Genomic DNA, 21,057 nt, shown 5'->3' with positions numbered 1-21,057 from the left:
GACGGAGGTGTTCTCGGTCATCTTCGCTCCGTTCAGCGAATGATGATCTGGTCGCCGAGGCCGTTCTCGACCGTCGCCTGAGCCTGGTTCACCGCGTCCTCGACGGAGGTCGTGCCGGCCCATGCCGATTCCAGCCCCTTGAACATCGCTTCCCAGTAGATGCCGAAATCGGCATTGTTCGGGATCGAGTTGGCGTAGGGGAGCAGTTTTTCGGTGGCTTCGCTGGCCCAACGGTCATTGGCGTAGAACGGGATGGTCGTCTCCGCCTCGCCGATGGCCAGATGGCCGGACTGGACCGCGTGCAGCGCGTTGATGCGCGGCTCGGAGGCAACGGCGACAAGCTCGGCGGAGATCGCCGCGTCATCATCGGTGCCCTGGGTCGAGATCAGGTAGACCAGCGGGTGGGTGATGGTGTTGGGCCTGCCGTTTTCATTGCCAGCCGGGATCAGCGAGAACGAGACGGTGTCGAAGAAATCCGGAAGGCCGTACTGGTTCTCCCACTGCAGCTTGTGCCAGGTGCCGCCGTGCCAGGCGCCGTATTTGCCGGTCGCGACATTGGTGTGCCAACTGTCCCACTCGCCGCCGAGATAAGTCTTCGGCGTCACGCCCATCTCCACCGCGTCGGCGAAGAACTGGTACATGTCGGTCATGGCCTGCTTGTCGAACACCAGCTTGCCGGTTTCCGGGTCAACCATTTCGCCGCCGAAGGACTGATAGAACTGCCAGTAATCCGTGCCGTTGTTGACGCGCGGCGCAAAGCCGTAGCCGGGTTCGACCACGCCTTCATCCTGCATTTTCTTGGCATCGTCGAGCATGTCGTAAAGCGTGTATTCGCCGCTCTCGATCTTGCCGGGAAGCGCGTCGATATCGGCATCGCTGTAGCCGATCGCCTTCAGGTCCGGCTTGGACATGAAGAACGGACGGGCTTCGGCATCCTGCGGAATGCCCCAGATCATGCCGTCATAGCTCGATACGTCGATGAGGTTGTCATAGAGCTGGTTGAGCGGCCAGGCGTCGAAATCGACATAGTCCTCGATCGGGCGCAGAATGCCGGCCTGCGACCACGGGCCGATGTCTTCATGGCCGGTGACGATGATGTTGGGGGCGGTGCCGGATTCGGCGGCCAGCGTCACAGCCTGCTTGAAGTCGTCCCAGCTCGACCAGACCTGCTTTTCGACGGTGATGTTGAGATCGTCGCCGCGAATGGCGGCCTGACGCTCGAGATAGTCGGCGGCCATTTCAATTGCGTCGACGCGGTAGAGCGAGTTGTCGTCGGTGCCGCCCGACCAGACGGTGATGGTGTAGTCCTCGGCATGCGCCGCACCTGACGTGGCGGCCGCGATCGCAATGGCCGCCGTGCCGATAAATGCCTTGATATTCATGCGGGTCTCTCCAGGTCCCTGAGCATGAGGCCCCCGAAATTGTCACGGAAGCCCCCGCCCGTGTTGTCATATCGCATCGGCCGTTTCTTGTTTCCGGGCCTGCCGGAACAGCACGATGCCGGTGAAGCGAAAACTACCCGCGCACGTCCTCCAAACCGCGGAATGTAGCCTTCGCCGATCGGACGCACGATATGACCTATGTCCTCCTCATGACGCCCACGTGACATTTTGTACACGTGTACATGACAAATGTACACGTGTACAAAAAAATTACCGGTATGGACCTTTCCGGAACGGAAGCCGCCTCAGTCTGAAAGGGAAGCGGTGTGCCCCGCCGCGCCCCATGCCGCCGCAAGCAGCGGCGCCTCATCGGTGGTTATCTGGTCGGCGCCGAGTTCGAGCAGGCGCCTTACGGTTTCAAGCTCCTCGGCCGTCAGCCCGTCGTCGGGCCGGGCGGGATTGAAGGTCCAGGCGTCGACCAGAAGGCCGGCCTCGTGGCTGGCGGCGATCATGTCGAGACCATGGTCGGCCGCTTTCAGAACCAGCGGATAGTGCAGGTAGATGGTGCCGGCTGCGGTGGGCCCCGCCAGCGCCGCATCGAGCACATCGGAGGCGGCCGAAAGCCCGTCCTTCTCCCAGGCCTCCCAGATATCCTCGGAGGGATCGATGCCGCGCGCGACGTCCGGCATGGTCTCGCGCATCGCCGCGATCAGCGCGAGATCGGTCGCCGAGACGATGATCTTGCCGGCATTGGCGCCGATGATCTGGCGCAGATGGGCAAGCCCGGCATTGCCGATCACGCCGAGATCCGATTTCATGTCGAATTGCACCAGCGCGTCGGGATGGGCGCCTGAGAGCAGCCGCGCGAGGTCTTCGGACAGGATAAGCGGCTCGCCGCCGACGGCGTAGCGCACGTTCTCAAGGTCCTTACGCCGCGACGCGGAGACGAGGCCCCGGCCATCCGTCTCGCTTTCCAGCGTATCGTCGTGCACGACGGCAAAACCGCCATCGGCGCGCACCCGAAGGTCAAGCTCCATCGAGGCCCCGAGCTCGAAACCTTCCGCCATCACCGCAAGGGAAAAGACGGGATCGGCGAGGCGCTTGCGCAACTGGTGCCATTTCAGCCGCGTCTTGCGGCCGTTCAGTTCAAGATGGAGTCCGCTGTTGTGCGACATGGTCTGGCTTCGCTTTCATCTGCTTCGTGGTACTGCCGAAATGGCCCGCCGCCTCTATCCGGCGCTCATGAACAATGTATGAAGCCGCTTCTCCGACGTAAGCGTTGGAGCGCTTCCGGTCGGGCGCGAGCGAACCTCAGATCGGGCACATGTCCTGCAGCAGGGCCTGCGTCGCCTCGATATCCTTGACCATGAGTGCTGCGGCCGCCTCGGCATCGCCGCGCCGGAAGGCCTCGATCATCTCGTAGTGATAGGTCGAATAGGGGTGGATCGTGCCCTCGTTGATCTGATGGATCACGAGATCGGAGAGCATGCGCATATAGGGGCCGAAGCGCAGCCACAATGTCTCGATCATCTGCGGCAGGATTTCCGAGCCGGAAAGCTCATAGATCGCGAAATGGAATTCCTGGTTCTTGCGCAGCATCTCGTGGACATGGCCATCGCGGCCGAGCGCCTCATGTTCGCGCGCCAGTGCGAGGCAATGCTCGATCTCGGCCGTCTTCATGCGCGGCGTCGCAAGCTTGGTCGCAAGCCCCTCCAGCGCGGTGCGCGCGCGGCAGAGATCATCGAGCCGCTGGCGCGAAACTGCGGGAACCCGGGCCGAACCGTTGCGGCTGATCTCGAGCCCCTTCTCGGCGGCAAGCCGGCGCAGCGCCTCGCGCACCGGCATATGGCTGGTGCCGAATTCGGCGGCGAGCGAGGAGATCGTGGTGACCTGTTCGGGTTCGAACTGGCCCCACATCAGGGCCTGGCGCAATTGCTCGTACACCCCGTCCTGGACGGTCATCCGCGATGAAATCCTGGAAAGTCCCGTATTGTTCATTGCGCCTCTCTCCCGGTGGTGGTGCGAGCCTTTCACCGTCTGTCGGGGCAAGAGGCATCAAAGTCAAGCGCGCGGGGGCGCTTAGCGGGTTTTCGCCCGGCGGAACCGCTGTTCCAGAACGGCCACGAGGCGCACCAGCGGCAGCAGGAACACCAGATAGATAATCGCCGCGCCGATCAGCGGCGTCGGATTGGCGTAAAACGCCTGCGCGTCCTGCGCCTCCTTGAGGAGTTCGGGCATCGCAACGGTGGAGGCGAGCGCGGTATCCTTGAACATTGAAACGCAATTGCTGGTGGTCGGCGGGATCACGATCCTTATCGCCTGCGGCAGGATGACCTTCCACAGGGTGACCGGAAAGGACAGGCCAAGGGCCGAGGCTGCCTCGAACTGCCCGTTCGGGACGCTTTCGATGCCGGAGCGGAACACTTCCGCCGAATAGGCGGCCATCACCATCGAAAACGACAGGATCGCGGACGTCCAGGCGGAAAAGCGGATGCCGACAAAGGGCAGGGCGTAATAGACCAGGATCAGCACCACCAGCACCGGCATGGCGCGGAACACGTCGATATAGGCGACCGTCAGAAACCGGATCGGCTTCGGCGCGTAGAGACGCAATACGCAGATCAAAAGTCCGGCGCTGACGCCGATCACGATGGCAAGCACGCCGAGGATCAGCGTGTTCATCAGCCCGCGCAAAAGGAGCGGCATGCTCGCGGCAAGCACTTCGGTGTTGAAGAAGGTTTCGACGAGGGTCATCGGCGGCAACTTTCGGTGAGCGTGACATGCGTCTTGCCGCGTCTGTTGGACGCGACGTCTTCCGGCCATGCCTTGCGGCGGCAAGAAGAGAGGAGGGCGCCGCGACGCCCTCCGTCATGCGCGATCACGGGATGGCGAAGACCGTGACGGTGGAGGAATTGGCCGGCGCCGCCGAGCCGAACCACTTTTCGTGGAACTCGGCCATGGTGCCGTCTTCCTTCATCGTGGTGATCGCCTCGTTGATGGCGTCGAGCTGCGGATGATCCTTGCCCATCATCATGCCATACTGCTCGCCGGTCTTGATCCGCGCGGCGACCTCGAAGCCCTTCATCTTGGTGAACAGGTATTCCATGCCCGGAATGTCGGAGACGACGGCATCGACGCGGCCCGCGCCGAGATCAAGAAACATGTCCTGCTGGGCGTTGTAGCCCTTGACCGACTTGATGCCGAGGCTCTCTTTGTTTTCATCGACCCATTTCGCGCCGGTGGAACCGGAGAGCACGCCGACGGTCTTGTCCTTCAGCTCTTCAGTGCCGGAAAGCGTGATGCCTTCCTTGACGGCGATGCCCATGTCGGAATCGTAATAGGGCTGGGTGAAGGATTGCGATTCCAGGCGTTCCGGGGTGATCGTGATCGAGGAAATCGCGCCATCGATACGGCCCGATGTGGTGGCGGCAAACAGCGCCTGGAAACCGTAATCGGCGATTTCCGGCTCGAGGCCGGCGCGCTTGGCGGCTTCGGTGGCGATATCCACCTCGAAGCCCTCGAAAGCGCCGCTGGCATTCTTGTATTCGAACGGCGGATTGCTGGGATAGGCGCCGATGCGGAAAGGCTCGGCTGCTGCTGCCGAAAGGCTTCCGGCGGCAAGTCCGATTGCCGTTGCAAGCATGATGGCGTGGCGGCGGGTAAGCATCATTTTTTCATTCTCCCTCTGGTGGTGACCGCATGCGGTTTGTGGCGACGCGCTCTCGCGCCGCCGGCATCGTGACGCTTCAGCTTTTGTGCGCGGCGATGATCTCGCCAAGCACTGTGTCAAAGCGTTCGATTTCTTCAAGCTTGTTGTAATGCAGCAGCGAGACGCGCACCGCGCCGCTGTCCATCGCAAGGCCGAGGCGCGCCATCAGGCGCGGCGCGAACATATGCCCGTCGCGAATACCGATGCGTCTTTTGCCCATCTCCTCCGAAAGCGTCTTTGGTGCAAGGCCCGGTATGTTGAAGCAGATTGTCGGCACCCGTTGCCCGAGCCTGTCATTGTCGGAAATGCCGTAGATCACCGCGCCGTGGCGCTTCAACACGGAGAGCATTTCCCTGGCCAGGATCATCTCGTAATCGCGGATCGCCCCCATCGCCGCGCCAATCGCCGCACGGCGGCTGTGTTCGCCGGACGGCAGGAACCGCTCGCCGACGCTTTCGAGATAACGCACGGCGGCATCCATGCCCGCGACATTCTCATAGGGAAAGGTGCCAACCTCGATCTTGTAGGGCGGCACGTCGGGGATGAAGTCTTCCTTGAAGGTGGGAAGCCTGCAGAGCGCGTCATAGCGTCCCCACAGAAAGCCCATATGCGGTGAAAAGTTCTTGTAGCCCGAGCAGACCAGATAGTCGCAATCCCAGGCCTGAACGTCGATCAGCCCGTGTGGGCCGAAATGGACACTGTCGAGGAAGACCTCCGCGCCGGCGGCATGGGCGATGCGGCCGACGGCTGCGACATCGACCACGGTGCCGATCGCGTGCGAGGTTGCCGTGCAGGCGACCAGCCGGGTGCGCGCGTTGACAAGCGGCTTCAGGTCTTCCGGGTTGAGCGTTCCGTCCTCGCGCATCCGCCACCAGACGATCTTCGCCCCGTTTTCCTGGAGCGCCAGCCACGTCGCGATATTGGCGTCGTGGTCCATGTCGGTAACCACGATCTCGTTGCGCTCGTCCAGCATCCTGGCGATGCCGAGGCTGACGAGGCGGATGAACGAGGTGGCGTTGAGGCCGAAGGAAATCTCCTCCGGCCGATAGGCATTGATCAGCACGGCAACGCTTTCGCGCGCGGCCTCCAGCCCGGCGTCGACGCGGGCGCTGTGCTCGTAGCTTGCCATGCGCTGGACGTTGGCATCGATCAGGTGATTGGTGACAGCGTCCACCACGCTTTGCGGCACCTGCGCGCCGCCGGCGTTTTCGAGGAAGACGAAATCGCCGGCCTTGGCGATCGCCGGGAACAGGGACCGGATCTCGTCAACCGGAAAGCTGTTGCTGAGCGGGGCGGATTCGGTCTGCATATTCATCGGCTTATCCTGTGTCGTTCCCGACGGACGGCGATCTGCCGCCCGTCTGCATAATTTTGTTTTGATTATTTGATCACAAGATATTTCAGATTTCAACTATCTCTCTTGTTATTCTTGATGCGCCCCTTTCTTCAGGCCGCCTTGGGCTTGGCGAAAACGTCGAGGCCGCGGCCGGTTTCGAGATAGGATTTCATGCTGGACAGCACGATCGGCCAGCCCTTGGTGACGCCGTTCGCCATACCGCTGCCGACCACTAGGTCATCATGCGTCACGGTAAGCCGCACCATCTCCTCATAGGGTTCGATATCGAAGGTTACCCGGCTGTAGGCTAGCGGGTCCGCGGCCTCCGACTCGTTTGCCCAGCTTACCACCAGGCGTGTGGGCGGCGTGTTTTCGATCACCTCGCCGACGAGATTGACAGTACGCTGCTCGTTGTCGCGGACATGCTGCCAGCGTGAGCCTGGCCGCCAGTCGGACACGTTATCGTGGCCCCAATAGCGGCGCGTCACCTCCGGCTTGATGATGGACTCGAACACTTTCTCAGGCGTCGAGGCGATGTAGGTCACGTAGACGAATGTGGTTGTCTGCCGGGTCGTTTGATCTGTCATTTGCTGTCTCCTTCGAGCTCTGTCTTGAGGTCGTGCAGCAGGTTGAGCCGCTGGTGCTCGAACTTGCGCACCCACCGCTCGTAGACTTCGTAGAGCGGCACAGGATTGATGAAATGCAGCCGCTCCCGCCCGCGCCGGACGCTGGTGACGAGATTGGCCTTTTCCAGAAGGCCGAGATGCTGGGTGGCCGACTGGCGGGTCATGTCGAGGTTTTCGCAGAGCTGGCCGAGGGTCTGCCCGTTCCGCTCGCACAGAAGGTCGAGCAGCTTGCGGCGTGTCGGATCGGCCAGCGCCTTGAAAACGGTATCGGTATCCATGGTCCTCACTTTCAACGCCCGTCATTATGCAGGTATTTACCTGCATGTAAAGCGCAGTTTTTTACCTGCATTTTGGGCGGCAAAAAAGGCGCCGGAAATCCGACGCCCTCAGACTGCCGACAAACCTATCCCTTTATCGGACGTCATCTTCGGGCTTGACCCACTGCTGTCCGGTTTAAATTTGTAGCAAGGCGCAAGGCATTGATTCTACTTGTTTTCAGACGTTTCGTGATATCGGTGGCCAGTGCTGTGCGCGCGGCATCCGGATCGCGCCGTTCAAGCGCGTTCACCATGGCGCGGTGGTCGTAATCCACCTCGGGGCTGACCCGATCGTTGATTGCGCGCGAGAAGGCGTAGGTGGCATGGCGCGTGCAGGGGCCGGATTGCGGCCAAAGGCTCTCGGTCATCAGCAGCACGGAAGACCCGCTGCAGCGGTAGAACGCGAAAGGGAATTTCTGGTTGAGCGTCGCCTCGCGGGCCGGCTCTGGTGCCGCTCTCTCCGCGCTGGTGCCGACCGATCAGCAGGCCCGGGCGGCCTCGCTCCAGATCGTCGCCATCGGCGTCATGCTCTGCGTCATCCTGCTGGTGCGCCCGCAGGGCATTCTCGGAGCGCATATCAGGCGCCGCCGCAAGACGACGGCGCTGTGACCATTGAGCCTCAGATCGCTTCCTTGTTGGTCGCAGCAAAAAGGCGATGCAGACTTAATCTCTCCCTCAAGGGGAGAGATTGTTTGCCGGAAGGTTCGCGGACCGAATGCCGCTCAGTCCTTGGCGCGTTCCACATAGGAGCCGTCCTCGGTGAGGATGACGACGCGGGTGCCGGCGTCGATGTGGGGCGGCACCATGGTGCGCACGCCGTTGGAGAGCATGGCGGGCTTGTAGGAGGACGAGGCGGTCTGGCCCTTGACCACCGGCTCGGTCTCGGTGATTTCCAGCGTCACCTGACGCGGCAGTTCGATCGCGATCGCCACGCCCTCGTGGATCGAAAGGATCACCGTCATGCCTTCGGAGAGATAGGCGGCGGCATCGCCGACATCGTCCGCGCTCATGGTGAGCTGGTCGTAGGTCTCCGGGTTCATGAAGTGATAGCCTTCGCCATCGGCGTAGAGGAAGGTGTGGTCATTGTCCTCGACAAAGGCGCGCTCGACCTGTTCCGTCGTCTTCCAGCGCTCCGAAACCTTGACGCCGTCGGCGATCCGGCGCATGTCCACCTGGGTAACGGGCGTGCCCTTGCCGGGGTGAAAATTCTGGGCGGTGAGCACGACATAGAGCTTGCCGTCGACATCGACGACATTACCCTTGCGCAGCGACGAGGCGATGACCTTGACCATGAAACTTCCTTGCTTTCAAAGCGCGGCCTCTGGCCGCAATCCTTCTTGAATTGTGAGAGCGGGACTAACGCAAATTGCACCTTAATGCCAGTGCCAAACGCCGCAAACCGCCTGTGAGGGCTCGGAAACCCATATGAACAAGCCGACTGACAGAAGAGAAGCGGGCGACGGAGCGTGGTGGCGTCCCGACCGCCATGCGGACCGAAGGCCGGCGCTTCTCGCCCGCAACCGAATGATGGCGGCGATGCGCGCCTGGTTTGCCGCCGAGGATTTCATCGAGGCCGATGTGCCGGCGCTGCAGGTCTCGCCCGGCAACGAAACCCATCTTCACGCCTTTGCCGCCACCATGATCGGCAATGACGGTGCTGGACAGCAGATGTATCTGCACACATCGCCGGAATTCACCGCCAAGAAACTGCTGGCGGCGGGTGAGGAGCGGCTGGTCTGTTTTTCCCGCGTCTATCGCAATCGCGAGCGCGGGCCGCTGCATCATCCCGAATTCACAATGGTGGAATGGTATCGCGCCCACGCGCCCTATGAGCGATTGTTTGCGGATTGCCAGGCGCTGCTGGCGCTGGCGGCAAAGGCGGCGGGGGCGACGCAGTTCTCGTGGCGCGGCAGTGCCTGCGACCCGTTCGCAGCCATCCAGCGGCTAAACGTTGCCGAGGCCTTTGAACGTTTTGCCGGGATCGATCTTCTGGCGACGATCGGATGTGACGGGGAGGGGGACCGTGAGGCCCTTGCCGCCCGCATGGACAAGGCGGGGCTTCGCTATGGCCCGGACGATAGCTGGTCGGATATGTTCTCGCGCGTGCTGGTGGAAAAGGTCGAGCCGGAACTTGGCCATGGCGCGGCCACGGTGCTGGATGCCTATCCCGCCTGCGAGGCGGCCCTTGCGCGCAAGAGCGAGGCCGATCCGCGGGTCAGCGAGCGTTTCGAACTCTATGTCTGCGGCGTTGAGCTTGCCAACGGCTTCGGCGAACTGACCGATGCCGACGAGCAGCGCCGGCGCTTTGTCGCCGACATGGCTGAAAAACAGCGCATCTACGGCGAGACCTATCCGATCGACGAGGATTTCCTCGACGCGCTCAGGATCATGCCGCCGGCAAGCGGCATCGCGCTCGGCTTCGACAGGCTGGCGATTCTCGCCACCGGCGCCCGCCGCATCGAAGACGTGCTTTGGGCGCCCGTGGCCGGAAGCTAGAAGATTTTAGTGGGCGTTGCAGGCGAGCCGCGTGTCCGGTTCGTTCAGGACCGGCTGCAGCGTGGTGAGCTGCGCCTTGCCGCCATTGCGCAGATCCGGCTGGATGATCATCGGCGAATTTTTCGGCCACCATTCGCCGCTTGCCCAATATGCCCAGCCGATCCAGGCCTTGGGATTTTGCTCGATGATGTCGACCATCTGCTTCAGCCCCTTGAGGCAGGAAAGCTGGTCGGAGGTGCCGAATTCGCCGAGGAAGCCCTGGTAATCATTGGCGTTCAGCCAGTTGGTGAAGCTCTGGATGGCGCTCACGGCGCCGTCGATCTTGTTGCAGTTGTCAGCTTTGCCGGAAAAGTCGTCATCGGCATATTGGTGCACCTCGAACGCGAAATTGTCGACGGGGTCCTGCACGCCGGTCATGACGGAGGCGTTGGAGTTGCCGTAGAAACTCTGGCTCCAGCTATGCGCGCCGGACCAGGCGGTGCCGGGCACGAGCACGAGATTGCCGGCGCCGATATCGCGGATCGATTTCAGCGCCGCGTTGGCGGCCGTCAGCCAGTCCGCGGCCTCGATATCGTGCGGCTCGTTCATCAGGCCGAAGATCACGTCCTCGTCATTGGCGAACACGGAGCTGAGGCGCTTCCAGAAATCGGCGAAGGCTTCGACCGGCACATTGGGGCTGCCGATCACCTCGCCGCGATAACGCGCGTAATTATGGGGGTCGAGGATCACCACCATGTTGTTGGCATGTGCGTCATCTACCGTCGCCTGAATGCGCGACAGTTCCGTGTCATCCAGAATGCCGTTCAACTGCGGCTGGAGGCGCTCCCACAGAAAGGGCAGGCGTATGGCGTTGAACTTGTCATTGGCAAGCGAATCGATGGTTTCCTTGGTGGGATAGATATAGCCCTCGCCATAGGGATCGCCCGGCTTGCCGAATTCGGCGCCGGCGACATTGATGCCGCGCAGGCTCATCTCACAAGCCGCGGCCATGCCGGCCTGAACGGATACCGAAAGCGCGGTCAGCGAAACCGCCGCCGTAAAAAACAGCTTCCTGAGGCTGGCAGAGGCGCTGGGGCACGGCAAAAACCCTTTCAGACTTGGCATTCACAAAACTCCGGACATGGCTCCATCAGATGGCGCCTCTATGGTAGCAGCGATGAATTAACAGGAATATAGCGCACACCTTTGTCAATGATACGGCGACATAGCTTATTTGGTTTCCCGGCCGTCGTTTTTCCAGTTATGACCGACCTTAGCCTGCTTGCGTGGCGGCAATCGACCTTTATGCGTCGCCAATGCAAAAGCGCGATCGCCCCGCCCATAGTCTGATGCGCTGGACACGGCAGCGGTTGAAAGCGCTGCCGCAAGCTTTTATGACCGATCGGCCGCCGCGACCGGCTGGCGCTCAAGGAATGGGAGACGGCTATGAATGATTATGTGCTTACGGTGACCTGCCCGTCCACGCGTGGCATCGTTGCCGCGATTTCCGGCTATCTCGCCACCGAGGGCTGCAACATCATCGACAGTTCGCAATATGACGATCTGGACACCGGCCGGTTCTTCATTCGCATCAGCTTCATTTCCGAAACCGGCGCCAGCCTCGACAGTCTGAAAGACGGTTTCGAGGCGATCGCGGCCCCGTTTTCGATGGATTACAAGTTCCATGACGGCTCCTACAGGATGAAGACGCTGATCATGGTCTCGCGCTTCGGCCATTGCCTCAACGACCTGCTCTATCGCTGGCGTATCGGCGCGCTGCCGATCGACATCGTCGGGATCGTTTCCAACCACCTCGATTACCAGAAGCTGGTGGTCAACCACGATATCCCGTTCTTCCATATTCCGGTGAACAAGGAGAACAAGGCGGCGGCAGAGGCGCGGTTGATGGAGCTGATCGACCAGACCGATACCGAACTCGTGGTGCTGGCGCGTTACATGCAGGTGCTTTCCGATGCGCTGTGCCGGAAGATGGAGGGAAGGGTGATCAATATCCATCATTCCTTCCTGCCGTCCTTCAAGGGCGCCAACCCCTACAAACAGGCCTATCAGCGCGGCGTGAAGCTGATCGGCGCCACCGCGCATTACGTAACGCCGGATCTCGATGAGGGGCCGATCATCGAGCAGGAAACGGTGCGCATCACCCATGCCCAAAGCCCGGATGATTATGTGGCGCTGGGGCGCGATGTCGAGGCGCTGGTGCTCGCCCGCGCCATCCACGCGCATATTCATCACCGGGTCTTCATCAACGGCAACCGGACGGTGATATTCGCGCCGTCTGCCGGCTCCTACGCCTCCGAGCGGATGGGCTGAGGCCCCGTCCCGCAACGCGGTCACAATTCAGGCTGCATCCAGGAATTGTATTTGTTGACTGGCGGTCAATTTTATCGGCCGGGCCCTTGTTCGTCGTTTGCCTCGCGCTATCTATGGGAAGGCGGAGGATTACGGACCCATCGGTGCTTTCGCCCGGAAAATAAATTTCAATTTTTCGAGCGTTTGTGTCATGAATTTGAAGAATATCCTCATTATCGGTAAAATATAACTCTGGTATTCGTGGCCGGTTTTGGCTATCACGATAACCGGAATGCGGCCCTGTGCCGCTTCAAGGAGAGGAGGCGTTCGATGCCCGTCGAGATGGATACTTTAGAAATCAATCAACGCCGATATCTCAATTATGTCCTGTTTTGCGTCTGTCCTTCGAAAGGCAGTGCGGCCTGACCCATCAACCGGAGCCCGGCTTTGGCTTTGCCCTGAGAAGCGCCCGGTTTCATATGCGTCAGACTGCACACGCAGGTTGAAAACATACGTCTAAAACATAAGAGGCCGGCCGCTTTTCAAGGGTCGGAGGTGCATTTCATGAAAAAGCAGATGGTTGAATTCGCCGGCCAGCCGGTCGGTATCGTCATCCCCGAAAACGGTCGCTTGAAGTTCGTGGCGGTGAAGTTTCACGTGCATGGTCTCGACGGCCGGTTCTACGAGACGATGGAAGAACTGCGCCTTGCCATCCGCACCCATGTGGAAACCTTTTATCGTGAGGGCCCTGACCAAGCTCTGGCGGGCTGATTTTTCCGTTGCCGGTTGCTTTGATCTGGAACAAGGATCATGCTCGGGCGTTATCGTAAGGAAGTAGCCTAAATTCAGGAGTTCACAATGGTAGCCAATAAATCGACGGAAGCCCAGGCGGGCAAGACGACGGAAGCCGACATTCAGGCGCAGATTGATCAACTGCGCGGCGATATCGCCGAACTGACGAAGATGATCGGCGCGCTTGGCAATCAGAAGGCCAGTGACGCCCGCGTCAAGGCCGAGAAGTTCCGCGACGATGCGATCAAGAGCGGCCAGGACGCCTATGACCGCGCTCGCGACGAGGCGCTTTCATTCGAGGAAGATGTTGAGGATCATATCCGCAGCCGTCCGCTTCAGTCGATCCTGATGGCTGCAGGGTTCGGATTTCTGATGGCGCTCCTGACGCGGCGCTAGATGATGGATCGGCTCATATCACTCGTGGCGGCCGCCATGGCAGTGGATGGCCGCATCATTGCGCGTTCAGCCAAGCGGAACGCGGTTGTCGCCGTTATTCTGTTCTTTCTGTTTCTCGCCGCCTTTGTCAGCGGCGTTGCAGCGCTTGCCATCTATCTTGCGGAAAAATTTGGCCCCCTTGGCGCCACGTTAACGATCGCCATCGCTTCGCTCGCGCTGGCGCTGTTCGTCCTTGCCTATGCGATGATGATGAACCGCATGGAGCGGCGGCGTTTCCGCGCCGCGAAATATGCGACCGAGGAGATGCTTCAAAGCGTGGTCGGCGTCGTGCCAACCATGATCAACCAGAAGCCGATCACGGGCGTTGCCTCCATCGCCGCGCTGGCCTTCGTGCTGATGCGCGCCTACCAGAAAAAGAATTGACGACGACGGCAACGGAAAACAGGCGGCGAGCATGCCGCCTGATTTCCGTTCGCGCGTCGCAGGGAATGATACATGACCATGAAGACCGTCAACGGCATACCGCAGATGGGATTCGGAACCTGGAAGCGGAATGACAGCGAGGCCTATGAGACGGTGATCGCCGCTCTCGAGGCAGGCTACCGCCACATCGACACCGCCCAGGCCTATGATAATGAAACCGAAGTCGGCAATGCGATTTCCGATTCCGGCTTCACGCCCGCGGATATCTTCGTCACCACCAAGGTCTGGATCGACAATTACGGGCACGGCTCCTTCCGCCCGAGCGTGGAGGAGAGTATGGCGCGGCTGCGGCTCGACAAGCTCGATCTGCTTTTGCTGCACTGGCCCGGCCGCCCGGACGGTCCGGCGTTCGAGGACTATATCGGTGAACTCGCCGCGGTCTATGACGATGGCCTGACCAAACGCATCGGCGTTTCCAATTTCAACACGACCCTGCTGGCAGAAGCCGCGCGCCTTCTCGGCGATCGCAAGATTTCCACCAATCAGGTCGAGTGCCACGTGTTCAACCAGAACAGGGTCGTGGCCGATTACTGCCGGGCGCACGATATCGCGCTCACGGCCTACTCGCCGCTTGCCCAGGGCATGGTCGTGGGCAATCCGATCTTGAAGGAAGTGGCGGACGCGCATGAGACCGGCGAAGGCGTCATCGCGCTCGCCTTTCTGATGGCGGAAGGCCATGTGGTGATCCCCACCTCCAGCCGGCCCGAACGGGTGAAGTCCAATCTGGAGGCGGCGTCGATCCGGCTCTCCGGCGAGGAGGTCATGCGCATCCGCGAACTCGATGCGGGCATGCGATTGATCGATCCGGAATGGGCGCCGGAATGGGACTGAGTCTTCCGGATATCTTGGCAGCACTCAGGGCGATGTGCTGCCAAGATATTGAATTTGTTTATTAAAACGAAATTTTCAGATTGAAGCCGCCGGCAAAATACGTCAGCCTCTGATATTGTCAACGATAATGAGGTGGACCATGAAACTTGCATCGGACTTCGAATTGCAGCTCGCCGGCTACGGGCTGACGACCGCGCATATCCTCTACCGCCTGCCGGATTTCGAAAGCCTGCTACAGACCTATGTCTGGCAGGACTACGATCTCGCCCCCGACTTTCCCGAGATGCACAAATTCCTCGACTTCTGGCGGGAAAAGCTCGACGGGCCGCTGCATTCCGTTCGATACGCCCACAGACGGCTGATCGGCCCCAATGAATGGCGACAGGTGTCGGGCGAGTTCACGATCCACTGAGTTGATATCGGCACCAGTCGGAAAGCCGCCGGGCTCACTCCTCGGTATCGATCACGGCCTGCAGCTGCTCCTTGGCCGAGATCGCGATGCCGTCGGGATTGGTGGCAAGGATATCGTCGATACGGGCAACGCCGTCTTCCTCGACGAGGACGAAGCGCGCGGTCGAATAGATCTGGTATTCATCGGCGTCGCCCATGCAGGCGAATGACTGGAACTCCACCGTGACATGGGTTGCCGCACCGTCCCGGGTTGGCGACGAGATCATAACGTTTTCGAGCGGACAACCGTCCTGGGCGTTGGTCACGACGTCGTAGTCGAAGGGTGAGCCGGCTTCCTCGGCATAGGGCGTTTCCATCGCCTCGGCATAAAGCGTCTGGAAATCCGCGCTGAACAGACGGGACAGGCGTTTTTCGGAAAACAGCGGCTCGTAGTCCGAGGCGCCTTCGGCCCAGTTGTTCTCCGTCACGGCCATGACCTCGCGCACCGGCTCTGTCGGGTCGGCGGCAAAGGCCGGGGCGGAGAGAACGAGAATGGCGAGCAGGGTCTTGAAGGTCATCGGTGCGTCCTTCTGCTGATGCATGTGTGACTGAGACTACAGGTCGTCGGCCCGCAGGTCGACCCGGTCGAGGATGAGCGGGCGTTCTGCCGGTGGTTTGTCGGCGATCGTGATGGCCGCGCGCAGGCTGGCGGCGGCCTGTTGCCAATCGTCCTCGCCGGCGGCATGAAGCATGGCGAGCGGTTCGCCGGCCTCGATGCTGGTACCGAGCGGCTTCAGCCCGGAATAGCCGACGCTGTGGTCGATGCGGTCCGTCGGACGCTGCCGCCCGCCGCCGAGCGATACCACGCTCAGACCGATCGCCCTGGCATCGCAAGCGGAAAGATAGCCGGAGGCGGGGGTTTCGACCGGGCGGATGATCGCGGCCTTGGGGAGATAGCTCTGCCACCGCTCGACGAAATCCGCCGGGCCGCCAAGGCCCGTCACCATCCGGCCGAAGCTCTCCAGCGCCCTGCCGCTTTTCAGCGTCACGAGCGCCATTTCGCGCGCGTGGTCATGGTCTTCGGCAAGGCCGGCATTGGCGATCATCTCGGCGGCGAAGGCGAGCACGACGGCTTCAAGCCGCGTTCCGGATTTTTCGCCCCTGAGAAACGCCAGCGCGTTTTCGATCTCCACCGCATTGCCGACGGCATCGGCGAGCGGCTCTTTCATGTCGGTGACCAGCGCGGTGGTGGCGAGCCCCGCGCCGTTGGCGACCCGCACCAGAAGGCGGGCGAGGGCTCTGGCGTCATCGGGATCGGTCATGAATGCGCCATTGCCGAATTTGACGTCCAGCACCAGCGTTTGCAGCCCGGCCGCGAGCTTTTTCGACAGGATCGAGGAGACGATCAGCGGCATGGATTCGACCGTGGCCGTGACGTCGCGGATCGCATAGAGCCGCTTGTCGGCCGGCGCGAGTTCCGCCGTCTGGCCGATGATCGCGCATCCGGTCTCGCTTATGACCCGCCGGAGCGTCGTTTCGTCGGGGCTTATGCTGTAACCGGGTATCGATTCCAGTTTGTCGAGCGTGCCGCCGGAAGGCCCGAGCCCGCGGCCGGAAATCATCGGCACGGCCAGCCCCGCTGCGGCCGCGATCGGCGCGAGCATCAGCGAGACATTGTCGCCGATGCCACCGGTGGAATGCTTGTCGGCGATCGGGCGGTCGATGCCGGGCCAGGACAGCACATGGCCGGAATCGCGCATGGCAAGCGTCAGCGCCACCGTTTCCGCTTCGTCCATGCCGCGAAAGAACACGGCCATGGCGAAGGCGGCGGCCTGCGCCTCCGACAGCGTTTCGTCGCTGAGCGCGCGCACGAAGCTGGCGATCTCCTCGCCCGAGAGCGTCAACCCGTCGCGTTTCCTGCGGATGATCTCCTGGGCGAGCATTGGCTCAGTAGCCGCCAGCCGAAGCGCTCGACTGCTTGCCGTCCAGCACGGCCTGGATGTCGTTCAAAAGGCCGGACGCGCCGAAGCGGAAGGTGGTGGGCATCACCCAGCCTTCGCCCATCACGGTTTCGGAAAGGCTCAGATAGAGCTGGGCGTCGCGCACCGACGAAATGCCGCCGGCGGGCTTGATGCCGACCTTGCGGTCGGTTTGGCGGATAACGCCGAGCATGATGTCGGCGGCTTCCAGTGTGGCATTGATCTTGACTTTGCCGGTGGAGGTCTTGATGAAGTCCGCGCCCTCGGCAATCGCGAGCTCCGCGGCCTTGCGGATCAGGCCGGCATCGGCCAGCTCACCGGTTTCCAGAATGACCTTCAGCAGAACGGGCTCGCGGCAGAGAAAACGCACGGCGCGGATCATCTCGCTGACAGCCCATTCATTGCCGGCCTTCAGCTTGGCATAGGGGATCACCAGGTCGATTTCGTCGGCGCCGTCGCGGATCGCCTGTTCGGTCTCCTCTTCCACGGCCGCGATCGACATGTCGCCTGCAGGGAAGTTCACCACAGTCGCGATCTTGATCAGGTGGTCGGGGCCGAGCATCTGCCGGGCAAGACTGACGAAGCGCGGCCAGATGCAGATCGCCGCCGGCGTGCCGTAGGGCGTATGGGCGCGCTCCAGCAGCGCCTCGATATCCTTGTCGGTGCAGTCGTCGTTCAGATTGGTCAGGTCAAGCAGCGAAAGCGAGACCGACGCGGCCTCCTGAAGCGTGTGGTGTTTCATGGCTTACCCCCTGCCGATCGCGCGCTTGACGATGGCGGCCAGTTTGCGGCCGCCGATCGGCGCCATTTTCTTGGTTTCGTCATGGCCAAGCTCCCCCTGGCTCATACCCGCCCCGAAATTGGTGATGACGGAGGCTGCGGCGACCTTCAGACCCAAAAAGCGCGCCAGAATGACCTCGGGCACCGTCGACATGCCGACCGCGTCGGCGCCGAGCACCCGGGCCATGCGGATCTCCGCCGGCGTTTCGAAGCTCGGTCCTGAAAACCACATATATGTGCCTTCCGCAAGTATTATGTCGAGATCGGCCGCCGCGGTCCGCATGGCGTCGGCGAGTTCGCGGTCATAGGCACGGTTCATTCCGGTGAACCGGCGGTCGGAGGCTTCGCCGATCAGCGGGTTCATGCCGGAGTAATTGATGTGGTCGGTGATCAGCATCACCGAGCCGGGCGGCATGTCCTCATGCAGCGATCCGGCGGCATTGCTGAGGATAAGGTTTTCCACTCCGAGAGCGGCTAGCGTTTCGAGCGGCAAACGCATCGCCGCAGCATCGCCCTGCTCGTAATAGTGCACCCGACCGGAAAGCACGATCACGGGCGTGCCGGCAAGATGGCCGGCAACGAGACTGCCGTGATGGCCGCTGACCCCGCCGACGGGGAAACCGGGCAGTTCCGAAAAGGCAAAGCGCGTCGGGTTTTCGATCTCGTCCGCCAGACCGCCGAGGCCGGAGCCGAGCACGATGGCATGGCGCGGCGAAAGATCGCCAAGCGCCTCCTTCAACAGAAGCGCTGCCTCGGTCATCCGATGTCCTCGGTATCGAAGGCGTGGGGCAGCAGGCCGCCGACGGTCACGGTTTCGCGCACGCCGGCATCGTCGCAGAGATAGACCTCAGCCCCGGCATCGGAAAATTCGGCAAGCTTCTGGCGGCAGCCGCCGCAGGGCGAGCACAGCGCCAGACGCGGCGCATAGACGGCGACGGCCTTGATCTTCGTCGCGCCGCCCATGATCATGTGGCCGATCGCCACGCCCTCGGCGCAGATGCCTTCCGGATAGGCGAGGTTTTCGACATTGGTGCCGGCATAGACCTTGCCGTCCTCGGCGAGGATGGCCGCGCCCACCGGAAACTTGGAATAAGGCGAATAGGATTTGGCGCTCGCCGCGCGCGCGGTCTCGAACAGATCTGCGGGTGTCGCCATTTTACCGCTCCTTGGTATAGGGCACGCCGCCGGCCTTGGGCGGGCGGGCGGTGCCGATGAAGCCCGCAAGCAGGACGCAGGTGAGGATATAGGGCATGGCCTGGAACACCTGCACCGGCACCTCGCCGATCAGCGGCATGGATTTGCCCTGCATGAAATTGGAAAGCGCCTCGAGGAAGCCGAACAGCAGGCAGGCAAACATCACCGGAACCGGCTTCCATTTGGCGAAGATCAGCGCCGCGAGCGCGATATAGCCCTTGCCGGCCGACATGTTGTTGATGAACGACGCGGACTGCGCGATCGCGAGATAGGTGCCGGAAAAACCGCAGAGCAGGCCGGCAAGGATCACCGCCCGGTAGCGAAGCCACGTCACCGAAATGCCCGCCGTATCCACCGCGCCTGGATTTTCGCCAACGGCGCGCAGGCGCAGGCCGAAGCGGGTCTTGTAGACCACCCACCACACGATCGGCACGGTGATGAAGGCGATATAGACGAGGATATTGTTGCCGGAAATGACATCGGAATAGAGCTTGCCGAAAAAGCCCATCTGGCTTGCCGCTTCCGCGCCCGGAAAATCGATGCCGGTGAAACGGGCGCTGTTTTCAAGCTGCGGCGTGCGCCCGCCCTGGCGGAACCACGCGTTGCCGAGCACCACGGTCAGCCCCGCCGCCACGAAGTTGAGCGCGACGCCCGAGACGATCTGGTTGCCGCGCGCGGTGATCGAGGCATAGCCGTGGACAAGGCTGAAGACGATCGAGATCAGAATACCGCCGAGCAGCCCGAGCCAGGGCGAACCGGTGTAATAGGCGACGACGGCGGCCGCAAAGGCCGAGGCCAGCATCTTGCCTTCGAGCCCGATGTCGAAAATGCCGGAACGTTCGGAAAACAGGCCGGCCAGCGCTGTAAAGATCAGCGGAATAGACAGGCGGATGGTCGAGCCCAGCATGCCGATGATGATGTCGATGCTCTGCATGGCTCAGGCCTCCGCCGTCATCTGTCGTCTGGAAAACACCCTGACCAGCGCCGGCCGGTAGAGGAATTCCAGCGCGCCAGCGAACAGGATGACCAGACCCTGGATCATCACGATCATGTCGCGGGTGATCTGCGGCATCATGAAGGAAAGCTGCGCGCCGCCCTGGTAGAGAATGCCGAACAGGATTGCGGCGAGCACGATGCCGAGCGGATGGTTGCGGCCCATCAGCGACACGGCGATGCCGACAAAGCCTGCGCCGCCGACGAACTCCACCTGCAGGCGATCCGCCGAGCCCATCACCACATTGAGCGCCATCATGCCGGCAAGGCCGCCGGACAGCAGCATGGTGACGATCACCGTGCGGGCATAGGGAATGCCGGCATAGGTGGCGGCCGACTTGCTCATGCCGAGCGCGCGCACCGAATAGCCGAACTTGGTGCGCCAGATCAGGAACCAGACGGCGACGCCCATGACCAGCGCGATGATGAAGGAGACGTTGAGCGGCGCGGGACCAAGCCTGGACCCGAACATCGCCATCAGCCAGTCAAGGTTCGGAAGCTGGCCGCCAAGTGCGAAGCCGCGCGTTTCCGGCGACATCGCGCCGGCGGGCTTCAGCACATGCACCAGCAGATAGACCATCAGCGCCGCGCCGATGAAATTGAACATGATCGTGGTGATCACGATATGGCTGCCGCGCTTGGCCTGCAGCCATGCCGGGATGAAGGCCCAGGCCGCGCCGAATATGCCCGCGCCCAGAACGGCGAAAGGCATGGTCACATACCAGGGCACGTAATTGCCCAGCGACAGCGCCACCAGCGCGCAGCCGAGCCCGCCGACATAGGCCTGGCCCTCGGAGCCGATATTGAACAGCCCGGCGTGATAGGCCATCGCCACCGAAAGCCCGGTGAAGATGAAGTTGGTCGCGTAAAACAGCGTGAAGCCAATGCCCATGCCGCTGCCAAGCGCGCCGTTGATGAGAATGCCAAGCGCCTCGAACGGGCTCTGGCCGATCATCCAGATCACAAGGCCGGAAATCACCAGCGCCGTGACGAGGTTGAGCAGCGGCATCAGCAGGAAGGTGACCCAGGAGGGCAGGGGCGTGTTGGCGGCGCTCATGAGGTCC

The 21,057-nt window shown here is 61.8% G+C and carries 24 protein-coding genes and 2 pseudogenes; 8 read left to right on the top strand and 18 right to left on the bottom strand.

The window, feature by feature from the left end:
• Positions 1-32: 32 nt before the first annotated feature.
• The 9 genes and pseudogenes from V6765_RS20705 to V6765_RS20665 form a co-directional block, all read right to left on the bottom strand.
• Positions 33-1,382 (bottom strand): extracellular solute-binding protein, encoded by a 1,350-nt coding sequence (locus V6765_RS20705; RefSeq protein ID WP_448432323.1) that lies wholly within the window; start codon positions 1,380-1,382, stop codon positions 33-35.
• Between the two features lie 305 nt (positions 1,383-1,687).
• On the bottom strand, positions 1,688-2,557 hold the full coding sequence (locus V6765_RS20700; protein ID WP_448432321.1) for a glycerophosphodiester phosphodiesterase: 870 nt from the start codon (positions 2,555-2,557) through the stop codon (positions 1,688-1,690).
• A gap of 136 nt (positions 2,558-2,693) precedes the next feature.
• Positions 2,694-3,380: a GntR family transcriptional regulator gene (locus tag V6765_RS20695; protein ID WP_448432319.1), complete on the bottom strand. Its 687-nt coding sequence runs from the start codon at positions 3,378-3,380 to the stop codon at positions 2,694-2,696.
• Positions 3,381-3,461: 81 nt separating this feature from the next.
• Complete coding sequence (locus V6765_RS20690; protein ID WP_448432317.1) at positions 3,462-4,136, bottom strand: amino acid ABC transporter permease; 675 nt, start codon at positions 4,134-4,136, stop codon at positions 3,462-3,464.
• Between the two features lie 124 nt (positions 4,137-4,260).
• Positions 4,261-5,052, bottom strand: a complete 792-nt coding sequence (locus V6765_RS20685) for an ABC transporter substrate-binding protein (RefSeq protein WP_448432315.1) — start codon at positions 5,050-5,052, stop codon at positions 4,261-4,263.
• A 76-nt stretch (positions 5,053-5,128) separates the two neighbouring features.
• Positions 5,129-6,406: a cysteine desulfurase-like protein gene (locus V6765_RS20680; RefSeq protein WP_448432313.1), complete on the bottom strand. Its 1,278-nt coding sequence runs from the start codon at positions 6,404-6,406 to the stop codon at positions 5,129-5,131.
• Between the two features lie 131 nt (positions 6,407-6,537).
• Complete coding sequence (locus tag V6765_RS20675) at positions 6,538-7,014, bottom strand: SRPBCC family protein (RefSeq protein WP_448432311.1); 477 nt, start codon at positions 7,012-7,014, stop codon at positions 6,538-6,540.
• Positions 7,011-7,331 carry an ArsR/SmtB family transcription factor gene (locus V6765_RS20670; RefSeq protein WP_448432309.1) on the bottom strand — a complete coding sequence of 107 codons (321 nt, stop codon included), beginning with the start codon at positions 7,329-7,331 and terminating at the stop codon, positions 7,011-7,013. The genes V6765_RS20675 and V6765_RS20670 overlap by 4 nt, the downstream gene beginning before the upstream one ends.
• A gap of 143 nt (positions 7,332-7,474) precedes the next feature.
• Positions 7,475-7,762: pseudogene (locus V6765_RS20665) on the bottom strand (FCD domain-containing protein); the annotation flags it as partial.
• A 46-nt stretch (positions 7,763-7,808) separates the two neighbouring features.
• Between V6765_RS20665 and V6765_RS20660 the strand changes: the two are divergent.
• Positions 7,809-7,979, top strand: a pseudogene (locus V6765_RS20660) (branched-chain amino acid ABC transporter permease); the annotation flags it as partial.
• Positions 7,980-8,092: 113 nt separating this feature from the next.
• Here V6765_RS20660 and efp read toward each other — a convergent pair.
• Positions 8,093-8,662 carry an elongation factor P gene (efp, locus tag V6765_RS20655; RefSeq protein ID WP_448432307.1) on the bottom strand — a complete coding sequence of 190 codons (570 nt, stop codon included), beginning with the start codon at positions 8,660-8,662 and terminating at the stop codon, positions 8,093-8,095.
• 133 nt (positions 8,663-8,795) lie between these two features.
• Between efp and epmA the strand changes: the two genes are divergently transcribed.
• Positions 8,796-9,866 (top strand): EF-P lysine aminoacylase EpmA, encoded by a 1,071-nt coding sequence (gene epmA, locus V6765_RS20650; RefSeq protein ID WP_448432305.1) that lies wholly within the window; start codon positions 8,796-8,798, stop codon positions 9,864-9,866.
• A 6-nt stretch (positions 9,867-9,872) separates the two neighbouring features.
• Here epmA and V6765_RS20645 read toward each other — a convergent pair whose 3' ends face one another.
• Entirely contained in the window at positions 9,873-10,970 is a 1,098-nt protein-coding gene (locus tag V6765_RS20645) for a glycoside hydrolase family 5 protein (protein WP_448432303.1), read from the bottom strand.
• A 321-nt stretch (positions 10,971-11,291) separates the two neighbouring features.
• On the opposite strand from V6765_RS20645, the gene purU reads away from it, so the two are divergent.
• The 6 genes from purU (at position 11,292) to V6765_RS20615 (ending at position 15,069) form a co-directional block, all read left to right on the top strand.
• On the top strand, positions 11,292-12,176 hold the full coding sequence (gene purU, locus V6765_RS20640) for a formyltetrahydrofolate deformylase (RefSeq protein ID WP_448432301.1): 885 nt from the start codon (positions 11,292-11,294) through the stop codon (positions 12,174-12,176).
• A 543-nt stretch (positions 12,177-12,719) separates the two neighbouring features.
• Positions 12,720-12,926, top strand: a complete 207-nt coding sequence (locus tag V6765_RS20635) for a hypothetical protein (protein WP_448432299.1) — start codon at positions 12,720-12,722, stop codon at positions 12,924-12,926.
• An 87-nt stretch (positions 12,927-13,013) separates the two neighbouring features.
• Positions 13,014-13,343 (top strand): DUF883 family protein, encoded by a 330-nt coding sequence (locus V6765_RS20630; protein WP_448432297.1) that lies wholly within the window; start codon positions 13,014-13,016, stop codon positions 13,341-13,343.
• A 36-nt stretch (positions 13,344-13,379) separates the two neighbouring features.
• Entirely contained in the window at positions 13,380-13,766 is a 387-nt protein-coding gene (locus V6765_RS20625; protein WP_448432295.1) for a hypothetical protein, read from the top strand.
• 72 nt (positions 13,767-13,838) lie between these two features.
• Positions 13,839-14,657, top strand: coding sequence for an aldo/keto reductase (locus tag V6765_RS20620; protein WP_448432293.1), 819 nt, complete (start codon positions 13,839-13,841; stop codon positions 14,655-14,657).
• 139 nt (positions 14,658-14,796) lie between these two features.
• Entirely contained in the window at positions 14,797-15,069 is a 273-nt protein-coding gene (locus tag V6765_RS20615; RefSeq protein ID WP_448432291.1) for an usg protein, read from the top strand.
• Between the two features lie 34 nt (positions 15,070-15,103).
• On the opposite strand, the gene V6765_RS20610 is transcribed toward V6765_RS20615, so the two are convergent.
• Genes V6765_RS20610 through V6765_RS20580 form a run of 7 tightly spaced genes read right to left on the bottom strand, consistent with a single transcriptional unit; the run spans position 15,104 to position 21,050 of the window.
• Positions 15,104-15,625, bottom strand: a complete 522-nt coding sequence (locus V6765_RS20610; RefSeq protein ID WP_448432289.1) for a hypothetical protein — start codon at positions 15,623-15,625, stop codon at positions 15,104-15,106.
• A 36-nt stretch (positions 15,626-15,661) separates the two neighbouring features.
• Positions 15,662-16,990, bottom strand: a complete 1,329-nt coding sequence (gene deoA / locus V6765_RS20605) for a thymidine phosphorylase (protein WP_448432287.1) — start codon at positions 16,988-16,990, stop codon at positions 15,662-15,664.
• A gap of 4 nt (positions 16,991-16,994) precedes the next feature.
• Positions 16,995-17,768 carry a deoxyribose-phosphate aldolase gene (gene deoC, locus V6765_RS20600; protein WP_448432285.1) on the bottom strand — a complete coding sequence of 258 codons (774 nt, stop codon included), beginning with the start codon at positions 17,766-17,768 and terminating at the stop codon, positions 16,995-16,997.
• Positions 17,769-17,771: 3 nt separating this feature from the next.
• Positions 17,772-18,566, bottom strand: coding sequence for a purine-nucleoside phosphorylase (locus V6765_RS20595; RefSeq protein WP_448432283.1), 795 nt, complete (start codon positions 18,564-18,566; stop codon positions 17,772-17,774).
• Positions 18,563-18,961, bottom strand: coding sequence for a cytidine deaminase (cdd, locus tag V6765_RS20590; RefSeq protein WP_448432281.1), 399 nt, complete (start codon positions 18,959-18,961; stop codon positions 18,563-18,565). Before cdd ends, V6765_RS20595 begins: the two co-directional genes overlap by 4 nt.
• Position 18,962: 1 nt before the next feature.
• Positions 18,963-19,934, bottom strand: a complete 972-nt coding sequence (locus V6765_RS20585; RefSeq protein ID WP_448432279.1) for an ABC transporter permease — start codon at positions 19,932-19,934, stop codon at positions 18,963-18,965.
• Between the two features lie 3 nt (positions 19,935-19,937).
• Positions 19,938-21,050 (bottom strand): ABC transporter permease, encoded by a 1,113-nt coding sequence (locus tag V6765_RS20580; protein WP_448432277.1) that lies wholly within the window; start codon positions 21,048-21,050, stop codon positions 19,938-19,940.
• Positions 21,051-21,057 lie beyond the last annotated feature (7 nt).

Source organism: Martelella sp. FOR1707, assembly GCF_053484265.1.
The sequence above is the reverse complement of the archived record's forward strand: the minus strand, read 5'-3'. Positions and strand labels throughout refer to the sequence as shown.